The 12,157-nt window shown below is 63.1% G+C and carries 8 protein-coding genes and 1 pseudogene; 2 read left to right on the plus strand and 7 right to left on the minus strand.

The window, feature by feature from the left end:
• The first annotated feature begins 22 nt into the window (after positions 1–22).
• On the plus strand, positions 23–727 hold the full coding sequence (locus tag BSF40_RS33545; protein ID WP_371319542.1) for a methyl-accepting chemotaxis protein: 705 nt from the start codon (positions 23–25) through the stop codon (positions 725–727).
• Between the two features lie 162 nt (positions 728–889).
• On the opposite strand, the gene BSF40_RS17280 is transcribed toward BSF40_RS33545, so the two are convergent.
• The 6 genes from BSF40_RS17280 to BSF40_RS17305 form a co-directional block, all read right to left on the minus strand.
• A complete protein-coding gene (locus BSF40_RS17280) occupies positions 890–2,263 on the minus strand; it encodes a DUF1329 domain-containing protein (RefSeq protein WP_095965967.1) in 1,374 nt (457 codons plus the stop codon).
• 140 nt (positions 2,264–2,403) lie between these two features.
• Positions 2,404–4,359, minus strand: a complete 1,956-nt coding sequence (locus tag BSF40_RS17285) for a DUF1302 domain-containing protein (protein WP_172435720.1) — start codon at positions 4,357–4,359, stop codon at positions 2,404–2,406.
• Between the two features lie 41 nt (positions 4,360–4,400).
• Positions 4,401–5,702: a phospholipase gene (locus BSF40_RS17290; RefSeq protein ID WP_095965969.1), complete on the minus strand. Its 1,302-nt coding sequence runs from the start codon at positions 5,700–5,702 to the stop codon at positions 4,401–4,403.
• A 240-nt stretch (positions 5,703–5,942) separates the two neighbouring features.
• A complete protein-coding gene (locus BSF40_RS17295) occupies positions 5,943–7,511 on the minus strand; it encodes an FGGY-family carbohydrate kinase (RefSeq protein WP_095965970.1) in 1,569 nt (522 codons plus the stop codon).
• A 20-nt stretch (positions 7,512–7,531) separates the two neighbouring features.
• Complete coding sequence (locus BSF40_RS17300) at positions 7,532–9,121, minus strand: glycerol-3-phosphate dehydrogenase/oxidase (protein ID WP_095965971.1); 1,590 nt, start codon at positions 9,119–9,121, stop codon at positions 7,532–7,534.
• Between the two features lie 5 nt (positions 9,122–9,126).
• Positions 9,127–10,722 (minus strand): FAD-binding oxidoreductase, encoded by a 1,596-nt coding sequence (locus BSF40_RS17305; RefSeq protein ID WP_095965972.1) that lies wholly within the window; start codon positions 10,720–10,722, stop codon positions 9,127–9,129.
• Positions 10,723–10,932: 210 nt separating this feature from the next.
• Here BSF40_RS17305 and BSF40_RS17310 point away from each other — a divergent pair, with 210 nt between their 5' ends.
• Positions 10,933–11,961: an AraC family transcriptional regulator gene (locus BSF40_RS17310; RefSeq protein WP_095965973.1), complete on the plus strand. Its 1,029-nt coding sequence runs from the start codon at positions 10,933–10,935 to the stop codon at positions 11,959–11,961.
• A 20-nt stretch (positions 11,962–11,981) separates the two neighbouring features.
• On the opposite strand, the pseudogene BSF40_RS17315 reads toward BSF40_RS17310, so the two are convergent.
• Positions 11,982–12,062 (minus strand): annotated as a pseudogene (locus tag BSF40_RS17315) (VOC family protein); the annotation flags it as partial.
• Positions 12,063–12,157 lie beyond the last annotated feature (95 nt).

Raw genomic sequence — 12,157 nt, forward strand, 5'->3', positions numbered from 1 at the left:
GGTCGCGACCGCCATGCACGAGATGACCGCCACCGTGCAGGAAGTCGCGCGCAACGCCGAAGAAGCTTCGCAAGCCGCTGCGGCGGCGGACGGCGAAGCTCGTGAAGGCGACAAGGTGGTCAACGAAGCCATCGCCCAGATCGAGCGTCTGGCCAGCGAAGTGGTACGTTCCACCGAGGCCATGAGCGTGCTGCAACAGGAAAGCGACAAGATCGGCAGCGTCATGGACGTGATCAAGGCCGTGGCCGAACAGACCAACCTGCTGGCGCTCAACGCCGCCATCGAAGCAGCCCGCGCCGGTGAAGCCGGTCGTGGTTTCGCCGTGGTGGCCGACGAGGTCCGCGGCCTGGCCCAGCGCACGCAGAAATCCACCGAGGAAATCGAAGGTCTGGTGGCCGGCCTGCAGAACGGCACACAACAAGTGTCTGCCGTGATGAACAACAGCCGCGTCCTCACCGACAGCAGCGTGGCCCTGACCCGCAAGGCCGGCGAGTCACTGGAGAGCATCACCCGCACGGTGTCCAACATCCAGTCGATGAACCAGCAGATCGCCGCGGCGGCCGAACAGCAAAGCGCCGTGGCCGAGGAGATCAGCCGCAGCATCATCAACGTGCGCGATGTGTCGGAGCAGACGGCTGCGGCGAGCGATGAGACGGCCAAATCCAGCGTTGAACTGGCGCGGTTGGGTGGTCAATTGCAGCAGATGGTGAGCCACTTCCGCGTTTGACCGTATACCTGCGGTGATTGGAAGACCCATTCGCGGGCAAGCCCGCTCCCACAGGTAAAGAGTCGAACACAGAATCTGTGAACGACTCAAAACCCTGTGGGAGCGTGGCTTGCCCGCGATGGCTATCTCACAGACCGTATCTGAAAGTGTGTGCTACGCGGCTCACCGCGTCCCACGCTGGCGCAACGCCGACGGCATGAAGTACGCGTCTTCCGGCACCGGTTGGGCGAAGTCCACGGTGCCCTGCTCTTCGTTATCCAGGTTCTGCACGTAGTAACGACGCGCCTGCAGGTCATGGAACACGTCCAGCGCGCTCCAGGTGGTGGGCAGGTCGTAGAAGTTTTTCAGGTAGGCCATCGACACCCGCCACAACTCCCCTCGCCCGTCATACTGATCCACCAATGCGGCCCCCCAACTGTCCTCGTCCAGAAACAGCACGCGCTTGGAATAGATATGCCGCGCGCCCGGCTTGAGCGTGCCTTCGACCACCCAGACCCGGTGCAGCTCATAACGGGTGTATTGCGGGTTGAGGTGGCCCGGCGTGAGCAACTGCGCGTACTTCACCTCGGGGCTGCCGACTTTGTAGTTGTTGTAGGGAATGTAGACCTCTTGCTTGCCCTTGAGCTTCCAGTCGTAGCGGTCCGGCGAGCCGTTGAACAGGTCGGTATCGTCCGCCGTGCGCAGGCCGTCGGATGAGGCGATCGGGGTGTCATAGGCGAGGTTCGGCGCCCGGCGCACACGGCGCTGGCCCGCATCGTAGACCCAGGCCTGACGCGGGTCCTTGAGCTGGTCCAGGGTCTCGTGAACCAGGGCCGCACCACCCGCCAGGCGGGCCGGGCTCTTCACGAACGCCAGGTAGTAGAACAGGATGTTTTTCAGGTCGACGAATTGCCCACCCGGGCGGTAATAGTTGAAGAGTCCCTCCTGCTGCGAGGTCACAAGCGCGAAGCTGCCGTTGCGTTGCACCGGCGCTTCGGAGGCGCGACGGACCACATAGATACCGCGATAACGGGTGATGTGGTTCCACAGTACCTCGACCCCGTCCTTGGGCACCGGGAACGGCACACCGCCATAGGCATCGGCAAAACCGGTGCCGCCATCGAGCAGCTTGGTCGCAGTGGCATTCTTCAAGGTGTTGTCATACAGCCACTGCGGCGCCGAGCCAGAGCGGCGTGAGGGATAGACCGGCATCTGGAAGGTGTCGGGGTAGCTGTTGAACAGGGCGACCTGACCCGGGCTGAGGTGGGCCTTGTACTGTTCAAGGTTGGCCTTGGTGATGGTAAACAGCGGTTTGTCCGCCGCATACGGGTCCAGGTGATGCTGGCCTGGCTTGTAGCTCGCCGGCGCCTGGGTGATGCCGCCGGTCCAGGCCGGAATGGTCCCGGCGGCGTTGCCGACACGCTCGGCGCCCATTGGGGTCAGGGTGGTTTTCAGTTGTTCGGCCAGCTGGGGCGTGACCGCGGCCAGCGCGCTGCCGGCGGCCAGGCTCAGGAACAGCGCCAGCGTGGTCTTGGTCAGTTGTGGAAGGTTAAACATGGACGTTCTCCGAAATACACAAAAGATCCAATGTGGGAGCGGGCTTGCTCGCGAAGAGGGCGGCACATCCCGCACAGGTGTCGCCTGATACACCGCATTCGCGAGCAAGCCCGCTCCCACAAGGGGGGTGTGCGCAACAATCAAAGGAAGTACTTGAGGTTGAAGCCGATGTTGTCGCGGTCACGCAGGCCGTTGTCCTGCCCGCCGCCATAGAACTCGGTGTATTGCAGCTCGGCCTCCAGCCTGTTCTGGTAGTTGGCCTTGATCCCCAGGGTGTAGGCTTTGCGGCCCTCAATGACGTTGCCCGCCTGATAGCTGTTGCCCTCGAAGTCATCCTTGTAGACGACATAGGGCGAGACGTTGACCCCGGCATACACGTCGTTCCAGGTGCCGTTGAGCATCGCGGTGTAGCTGTAGGCGTTGCGGTTGACCTGGTCGCCGCGCTCGCCACCGGACACATAGGAAAAGTTGCCGGTGCCCGCGTAGTAACGGTTACTGCCGTCATAAGCGGTGTATTGCAGGCTGCTGCCGCGCAGGTGCTCGGATGCCAGCTCGAATACGCCGAACATCGAGTCGAACGACAGGCTGGGGCCAAAGTTGTAAATGGTGCCCAGGGACGTGTTGAACGCCTCCACCCGCTCGGCGTTATTGATCTGGCTGTCGAGCGTGACCTGCTGCCCGCCGATGTTGATGGTCTGCCCGCCCGCCGCTGCGGCAGCGCCGTTGGCCAGGTCGCCGATCAGGTCGTTGGTAGCGGCGATCCCGATGGGCAGGTTCGGCCGATACGCCACTTCACCGAACACCGACGCCTGGCCCAGGGTGGTGTTGAAACTGAAGCCATACATGCGGATGTCTTCGGCGTAACGCCGGTGCGCCTGAATATTGCCCAGCACATCCACGGTCGCCAGGCCATTGGCCAACTGCCCCGCCTGGCTGCCGGCGACACCGGCCAACAGGTTGGTCAGGGCATTCATGTCGATGCCCTGGTACCCGCCCAGATCGGCGGAAATGGTCGGCTCCTTGGCGTGGTAGTTGACCATGTACAACCCGAACTCGGTGCTGTTGAGCGCTTCTGCGATGTAGCGAAAAGCGAAACCGAACTGGCCGTCGTTGCGCGCGTTGAAATCCTTGCCGACCGTGGCCACCTTGATGGTGTTGCCAAAGGTCGGGGTAACCCCGTTGGCATACAGGCCGGTGGTGCTCAGGGCCTGGTTGAGCAACGGGTTGTTGCCCAGCGCGCTGTACAGATCGATCACGTTGCCGAAGCCAGGCACCGGGGTGTCCAGCGCGGTACCGCTGAAGTTGTTGTAGGCGGTGTTGCCGCCGTCGGCGAACAGGTCCGTCTGCGAGTAGAACGTGCCGACCGGGTCGATGCGGGTTTCCTTCCAGTTGGTCTGGTAAAAGCTTTCCATGGTCAGGCTGTCGGTCAGGCCGATGTTGAAGCTCAGTGCCTCTACCGGGACCAGCACTTCCTTGACTTCGGCCCCGGGCAGACGGTACTTGGCCGCATCCACCGGGTTGGTGGTGTTGATCCCGCCACGGTAGAAAATCCCCTCGCCCCAGTTGAACACCTGGCGCCCGATACGTGCAGTGACCGGCATCTGCGCCACGTCCCAATTGCCATAGAGGTAGGCGTCGAGCAACTCCGCCCGGCTACCGGCGATATCACGGGTCTGGCTGGTGAAATGGTCGTCCTGCGGGTAACTCTGACTGGGTTGCGACGGGTTGTTGTTGCCGTAGTAATCGTTGCGTTTGTCCATCAGTTGGGTGTCATAGAACGCGGTACCGCGCACAAACATCCCGTAGTTCTGATAGTTGGCCTCGAGCTCCGAGGTGATCTTGTACACCTCGGAAACCAGCCCGGTGTCGAAGTTGCGATTGCCGTCGTTGGTGTTGACGTCGTCGTTGTTCTTGTCCCGGCCCTGGACCCGCCACAAGCGGCCATAAGACAAGGTACTGTCGAATGAACCGGTGACCTGGTTGTCCAGCACGCTGAACTCCTCGGCCTGCACGCCGTCGACCGCGCACAGTTGCAGCAGCCCTGCCAGGCCCACACCGGGAAGCGCCGCGCCAGACAGGCGAAATCGAGTGCTCATGATCTGTTCCTCTTTCCCTGGATTTATTGTTGTTGTGTGCGTTACGGCGAGGCTTGGGGCGCCAATCCCGCGCCGGCATAAATCCGGCTGTGTGCGCCGAAATGTCCCAGCAGTTTGAACAGCTGTCGGTTAAGTGCCGGATGGTCGAAGTCTTCGCGCTGCAGCTGATTACCGCGGCTGAAATCGCCGGTGACCGGTGCTGTGTCCAGCCATTGGCCGATGGCGTCATCGAACGCTGCGGACGCGTCGACGGACTCGGCACTCACCACTTCGCGCAGGTAATCCACCGAGTACGGCGGGTATCGGGCGTCCTGGGCAGAATCGGCATAGGCGTCGAGCATCGGATGGGGCTGGCCCGTGCGCAGCAAACGACGCAACCAGCTCGACTGATACTTCTCCACTTCCATGTGCCGGGTCGCAACGCGCTCGATGGACGCCTGCTTGTCCGCCGCGAAACCGGCCAGTGCCTTGCCTTCCAGCAGAAGCAGACTGGCGAGGTCGACACCGGGCAGTGGCTTGGCGTGATAAGGCTGGGTCAGGTCCTGAATGTGGTGCAGGCCCCAGCCGAGAAAGCGATAACCCCAATAAGGATGGCCGGTGGCAAAGGCCAGCCGCGCCAATCCCATGTATTGATAGGCGCGCCAGTCGGGCCAACTGCGTTGGAGAAATCCGGCAGCGGCGTACACCACCGGGCTCTCATGGAAGAACCCCATGTGGAACGGCGCCTGGGAGCTGTACTGAAACCGCGCATCACCGAACGGCTGCGGGCCGAAGCCGTACAGCGCGCCGACGTCGCCGGGGTTGTCGCTGAACAGGTTGATGTCGTGGCCGTAGTCCGGCTCATCGGCAGCGCTGGCCAACACGGCCAGGGGTGCGACTTGTTCGTGGTCAGCGACGACGATGAAGCGCTGGCGATTCCATGGCGAGAGGGTCTGCTCGACCATGACCTGCTCGGCCTTGAGGTGCTCACGCTCGGGTTGATCCTTGCCCGGCATCGGCTGGATGACCATCGCCAGATGAATCCCGGGATTGATGCGCAGTGCGGTGAGGAAGTCGTGGCGCAGATTGTCCCCAGGCACGGCTGGCAATCGCAGGTTGTCGGGGCGCGGCGGGTACTGGGCGAAGTGCTCCCGGGCGAAGCGCTCCTGCTCGTCGAGCAACGCGCTCACAGCCTCGTATTGTTGCCAGAGAAACTGCTCCAAAGGCTCGACGTCGACCTGCGGTGCGTCGCGCAAGGCCGGCAGGTCCTGCAACGCCAGGTAGCTGCCCACCGTATGGTTGGACCAGCCCCACGCCATCGGCGCCGTTCCACAAAGCAGCAACAGGAGGAATGTCAGCTTCATTGCCTGGTTCTTATTGGATGTGCAGTGAGGGTTGAGCCTAACAACCGACCCTGCCCCTGACACTGTCCAATCTCACCAGAAAAGTTCTCCGATAGCGCCACATGCAAGATAGAAGAAACACCACAGTTCATTGTGGGAGCGGGCTTGCTCGCGAAGGCGGAATGTCAGTCGCCATTGATGTCACTGACACATCGCCTTCGCGAGCAAGCCCGCTCCCACAGGGAGATCTACGGTGTTTTTTCAGGCGGGGTAACCGGTGATTTTGCGGATGCTCTGGTACAACGGCTTGAGCTGTCGATACATGCGCAGGTAGACCTCTTTGTACAGTCGCTCATAGACCTGTTGCGCTTCGGGTTGCGGCAGGAAGACCGCACCGACCCGCGTCATGGCGGCCATCGCCGTGGGGAAGTCCGCGTGCAGTCCCAGCCCCACCGCGCAGCAAATGGCCGCGCCCAGGCCGGACGCTTCGTAGACATGCGGACGCTCGGCCGGCAGGCCGAAAATGTTCGCCGTGAGTTGCATCGCGGCATCACTCTGGGAACCACCACCGGCGACGCGCAAGCGCGTGATGGAGCCCCCCGAACGTTTCTCGATCTTCTCCATGCCCTGGCGCAAGGCATACGCCAGGCCTTCGAGGATGGCCCGGTAAATGTGCGCGCGGGTATGCACGTCGCCGAAGCCGATCATCGCGCCCTTGGCTTCCACACCCGGCTCGCGGATGCCGGGCGACCAGTAGGGTTGCAGCATCAACCCCATGGAGCCCGGCGGCACAGCCTCGACCAGCGCATCGAAGAGTTGCTCGGGCTCCACCCCCTGGGCTTTGGCCTGCTGCATTTCCCGCAGGCCGAACTCGTTCTTGAACCAGCTGACCATCCAGTAACCACGATAGATCATCACCTCGCAGTTGAATTGATCCGGCACCGCCGACGGGTAAGGCGGAATCAACGGGACGATTTCCAGGTAGCGCGAGCGGGTGCTGGTGATCGTCGCCGTGGTGCCGTAGGACAGGCACACGGTGCCGGCGTCGACGACGCCGGAACCCACGACTTCGCAGGCCTTGTCGGCACCCGCGGCAATCAGCGGCAGCCCCTCGGGAATGCCGGTGTGGCGACTGGCCTCGGCGCTGATGTAGCCCAGGGTTTCACCGGGCTTGTGCAGGCTCGGCAGTTGCTCGGGACGCACCGCCAGCGCCTGCCATTTCCAGTCGGTGGGTACGGCCCATTTCAGGCGTTTGAAGTCGAAGGGCAAGTAACCGACGCAACAGCCCACGGAATCGACAAAGCGCCCACAAAGACGATGGGTGAGAAACCCCGAGAGCAGCAGGAACTTGTCAGTCGCCGCCCAGACCTCAGGCTGATGACGGGCGATCCAGTTGGCCTCGGCCTGGGCGCGGAAGTAGTCCACCGTGGCTTGCGCGCCGACCAATTTGAACAACCAGCCCCACGGTCCCTTGATACCGCCTTCGACTTCGCTCTGACGCTGATCGAGCCACAAAATGGCCGGGCGCAAAGGTTTGCCCTGGGCATCGACGTTGATCACCGTACCGCGTTGGGTGGTCAGGGACACGCCGGCAATCTGCGAGCGATCGATCCCGGTTTGCTGCCACACCTGCTGGCAGGCTTCACCTAACTTGTCCCAGTAATATTCCGGGTCCTGCTCGGCCCACCCCGGTTGTGCCGAGTAATAGGCCTGCAACTCGACCTTGCCTTTGCCCAGCAGATTGCCTTGCAGGTCGAAGAGCAGTGCGCGCACGCTCTGGGTGCCATTGTCGATGGCCAACAGGTAACGCTTGTTCGGGTGGTTATCCATGGAGCTCTCTTCAATGGGCATCAATGCGTGGCATCCGGCAATCCGTGATGGCGTTGCCACAACGCCCGATAACGCTGTATCTCCTGCTGCCAACGCTCATCGTCCCAGCCCAGTCGCGGCTGGCAGAGTTGGCGAATGGCAGTGAAATAATCCTCGCCGCCGCGCGGTAGCAGCAAGCCCAGACGGGTGCGGCGCAACAGCAGGTCATCGAGATGCAGGACCATTTCCGCCTCGCAGGCAACGGCCAGTTCCGCCCACAAGGTGTCCGTGCTGCCTACCGTTTCATGGCCCAATCGGGCGATCAGTTGCGCCAGCTTCGGCAGGTCACGGCCATGCCGACCGGCCAGGCGCCGCCACTGGCTGGCGCTGAGCCCCGGTATCGCCAGCGGCGGCACGACGGCGAACACCGGTGCGGCGTCATCATTGAAGGGCCGCTCGAGCATGCTCGCGCAGGCCCTGAGCACTTCGATCGCCTGCGGGCGAAAGGTGGTCAGCTTGCCGCCGGCCAGGGTCACGCAACCCGGCTCCTGCCAAAGCACATGCTCACGGGTTTCATTCGACGGTTTGAGTTCACCCGCCACGCTGCCCACCACCGGGCGCACGCCCGACCAGGTCGACAGCACATCGGCTGCAACCACTTCAGCGCCGGGAAATTGTTGAGTGCAAGCCGCCAGCAGATAGTCGAGTTCCTCAGCGCTGATACTCGCGCTTTGATCCAGATCCTCGCGATGATCGAGGTCCGTGGTGCCGACCACCGTGGCACCCTCCCAAGGGAAAACGAACACCGGTCGACGGTCACGCTCGTGCAGGAAGGTGAAGGCTTGCGCCACGGGCAGGCGCCAGCCCGGCAACAACAGATGACTGCCACGCAACGGCCGCAACTGACGAGGCGCATCGGGCAGGCGCAAGCGCTCGGCCCACGCGCCGGTGGCCACGGCCAACACCCCACAACGCACTGTCAGTGATCCGCCCCCCTCACAGTCTTCGACCTGAACCCCGCAAACGCGCCCCTCCTCACGTAGCAATTGCTGCACGCGCACGCCGTTGAGCACCACGGCGCCGTCGGCCCGGGCTTCGCCCAACACGCGCATCACCAGGCGGGCATCATCGGTCAGCGCATCGACAAAACAGGTGCCACCCAGCAGGCCGTCTTCCTTCACCCCTGGCGCCAGATAACGCAGTTGTTGCGCGTGATGGAAGTGATGGCTGCGCCGCCCGGCCAACGCGTCATAGATCGACAGCAATCCACCCAGCACCCGCGGTCCGGGAAAACCGCCACGGTAATGCGGCATCATGAAGCTCATCGGCTCGACCAGCCCCGGCGCTTCGTCCAGCAGCCTCTGGCGTTCACGCACCGAATCGCGGGTCAGGCGCCACTGGCCCTTGGCGATGTAACGCAAGCCGCCATGGACCATTTTCGAAGAGCGGCTGGAGGTGCCCCAGGCGAAATCGCGCTGCTCCAGCAGCAGGCAACGCCACCCTCGGCGCGCGGCTTCGCGCAGGATGCCGGCGCCGCTGATGCCGCCGCCGATGACGATCAGGTCCCAGGTTTCAGCCGCCAGCGTCGGTAGCACCTGCTGACGCCACGTCGCGTTCCAGTCCAGGCTCATGGCCGTCACTCCTGCAACAGCGTGCCAGGGTTCAGTCGCCCGGCCGGATCGAAGTGCCGACTCAGTGCCTGCAGGGTGTCCATCGCCAGCGCGCCCTTCTCGCGCAGCAGGTACGGCGCGTGGTCCTTGCCCACGCCATGCTGGTGACTGATGGTGCCGCGGTTGTCGACGATGGTCTGGCTGGCCGCCTGCTTGAGTGCCTGCCAGCGCGCCAGGGTGGCGGGGTAATCCGCCGCCGGGCGAAACACATAGGTGGTGTAGATACTCGACCCTTCGCCGTAGACGTGGGACAGGTGGGTGAACACGTGGACCCGTTCACCTTCCGCCGCCAAGGCGTCACGCAAGCTGTTTTCGATCAGCGAGAGCAGGTTATCGACGTTGCTCCAGTCGGTGGCCGTTTCCAGGGTGTCGACCACGTAACCGGCGTTCCACAGGTTCTCGCGCAGGTAGGGAAAGCGGAAGCGGTTCTGCACCCACTTCTTGCCGAGCAAGGTGCCGGTAAACACCCCGCCGAACGCCTTGAGATGCTGCCGGGCCTGGCGCAGGGACAGCGCATTTTGCCGACGGTTGCCGGTCACGCCGAACGTCAGCAGGCATTTGCCCTCGCCGGCACCGCGCAAGGCCAGGTACTTTTCCAGCCAGGCGATCTGCTGCGGGTGACCGGCCAGCGCCAGCTGGGTTTCGGTTTCCACCGCGTTGGACAGGCGCAGCATCGACAGCGGCACGCGCGCCTGGGCCAACTGGCGGATGGCTTGCAGCGCCTTGGGCCAATCGGGCAGGAACACACCGTAGAAACGTTCATCGGCGGGCAGTGCGCTGACCCGTACCTTCACCTCGGAAATGATCCCGAAGCGGCCCTCACAACCCAACACCACTTCGCGCAGATCGGGTCCGGCCGCCGAGGCCGGAAAGGAGGGAATGTCCAAAGGTCCGGCAAAGGTTTCCAGGGTTCCGCCGGCGAACAGTTGCTCGATCCGCCCATAGCGCAATGACTGCTGGCCACTGGAGCGGCTGGCGACCCAACCGCCCAGGGTCGACAACTCCCATGACTGCGGGAAGTGCCCCAGGGTGTAACCACGGGCGCGCAACTGACTTTCCACCTGCGGTCCACTGGTGCCGGGGCCGAAGGTGGCCAGCAGGCTCTCTTCGTCGAAGTCCAGCAGGCGATTCATCCGCGCCAGGGAAACCGTCACCACTGGCCGCGCGGAACTCGGCGGGTTGATGTGACCGGCCACCGAAGTGCCGCCGCCATAGGGAATCAGGCACAGGTCCTGTTCATGGGCGAGCTGCAGTAAGCGGCGAATCTGTTCAGCGCTCGTGGGATAGGCCACGGCGTCGGGATAATTGCCCAGCGCGCCCTCACGCAACGCCAGCCAGTCCGGCAGGCTTTGGCCGCGAGCATGCAGCAATCGATCATGGGCATCCACGCTGTACAGGAAGTGTTGCTGCAACCGCGACGGGGGCACGCGGGCCAATGCCGTCTCAAGCGTCGCGTCGGGCAGCGCTCGACCGTCACCTACCCGCCGGGCGAGAAAACTCGCGCCCTGGGCCGGCAGTTCGACCACCGTGGTTGCATCTCCCCAGCCGTTCCAGCGTCGCATGCGTGTGTCCTTTTGCGGTTCTTATCAGTGATATTTCAGGCCCCCATACTAGTCAGCCGCCGAAAAGTGTCACGGTCGCATCGGGCCAGTTCGAGTAGCCAATTGAGTCAAACGTCGCGCAGGCGTCAGCCATTTACTTTAGTCGTGCTTTCAAATTACCTTTCAGGGCATTCATCCGCGCACGCGGGCCTTGATCAAAGGAATACGATCATGCAATCCCTGGGCTTCACTTCCGTTCCGCCGCTGCTCAAATACCTGCGTCATGCCGAACAACTGGGCATGGCCATCGAGCCGGCGTTGGCGGCTGCCGGGTTGCAGGCGCAGCAGTTGAGCGACAACAGCCTGCGGTTGCCCGGCGAAGCCCATGAACGGCTGCTCGATTATTTCTGCGAGCACTCGGGCGATCCGTTGTTCGGTCTCAACGCCGCGCGTTTTGTGTTGCCCAACTCTTGGAGCGTGCTGGGTTACATCACCATGAATTGCGCGACACTGGGCGATGCGATGAGCCGCATCATGCCGTTCGAGAAGCTGGTGGGAGACATGGGTGTCAGCCGCGCCGAGGTGCAGGACGGCGACGTGCACCTGATCTGGACCTGCCGCCATCAACGCCCGCGAATTCGCCGGCACCTGGTGGAAAACGTGCTCGGCTCCTGGCTGCAATACGCGCGCTGGATCGCCGACACGCAACTGTCGCCGGCCGCCATCTGGCTGGAACATGCCTGCCCGGCTGACACGACGCTGGCAGAGTACGAGCAGTTCTTCGACTGCCCGGTACTGTTCGACCAGCCTTATTCGGCGCTGATTGTGCCGTTGCCGTATTTGCAGCTGCCCTTGCGTCAGGCCGATGCGCAATTGCTGCGCACCCTGGAAGAACATGCCCAGGGGCTGATGGCCACACTGGAGGACGCGTCGCTGGAACAGCGGGTCAAAAGCATCCTGCGCCAGCTGCTCAAGGAGGGCCTGCCACGCAAGGAGCAGGTGGCCGAACATCTCGCCGTGTCGGTGCGTACACTGCAACGCCAGCTGCATCAGGCCGGTACGTCGTACCAGCAGATCCTCGATGACCTGCGCCAGGAACTGGCCGAGCATTACCTGCTCAACAGCACCTTGCCGATCCAGGACATCGCCCAGTACCTGGGTTTCACCGAACCCCGCTCGTTTCACCGCACGTTCAAAAGCCGGCGCGGGATGCCGCCCGGCGAGTTTCGCCAAACCCACCGGGTGCCGAACGAAGGCTGAAGGGTTGAAGGGTTGAAGGTTCAGAGACTGATCGCGTTGGTGATCACAAACCGATTGCCGAACGGGTCAGCGATGGTCATGTCCTGACTGCCCCAGCTCATCCGTCTCGATCCACTGCCTTGGCTTCGTCGAAAATACGCGGGACCGAAGTTCATCGGATTGCTCCCTGTAGGAGCGAGCTTGCTCGCGATGGTCG

It is taken from the genome of Pseudomonas sp. ACN5 (assembly GCF_002303975.1).
Lineage (GTDB): Bacteria > Pseudomonadota > Gammaproteobacteria > Pseudomonadales > Pseudomonadaceae > Aquipseudomonas > Aquipseudomonas laurylsulfatiphila.

Coding starts and splice junctions, on each gene's coding strand:
- BSF40_RS17310 (WP_095965973.1), top strand. CDS start 10,933: ATGCAATCCCTGGGCTTCACTTCCGTTCCGCCGCTGCTCAAATACCTG.
- BSF40_RS17300 (WP_095965971.1), bottom strand. CDS start 9,121: ATGAGCCTGGACTGGAACGCGACGTGGCGTCAGCAGGTGCTACCGACG.
- BSF40_RS17305 (WP_095965972.1), bottom strand. CDS start 10,722: ATGCGACGCTGGAACGGCTGGGGAGATGCAACCACGGTGGTCGAACTG.
- BSF40_RS17280 (WP_095965967.1), bottom strand. CDS start 2,263: ATGTTTAACCTTCCACAACTGACCAAGACCACGCTGGCGCTGTTCCTG.
- BSF40_RS17290 (WP_095965969.1), bottom strand. CDS start 5,702: ATGAAGCTGACATTCCTCCTGTTGCTGCTTTGTGGAACGGCGCCGATG.
- BSF40_RS17295 (WP_095965970.1), bottom strand. CDS start 7,511: ATGGATAACCACCCGAACAAGCGTTACCTGTTGGCCATCGACAATGGC.
- BSF40_RS33545 (WP_371319542.1), top strand. CDS start 23: ATGACCGCCACCGTGCAGGAAGTCGCGCGCAACGCCGAAGAAGCTTCG.
- BSF40_RS17285 (WP_172435720.1), bottom strand. CDS start 4,359: ATGAGCACTCGATTTCGCCTGTCTGGCGCGGCGCTTCCCGGTGTGGGC.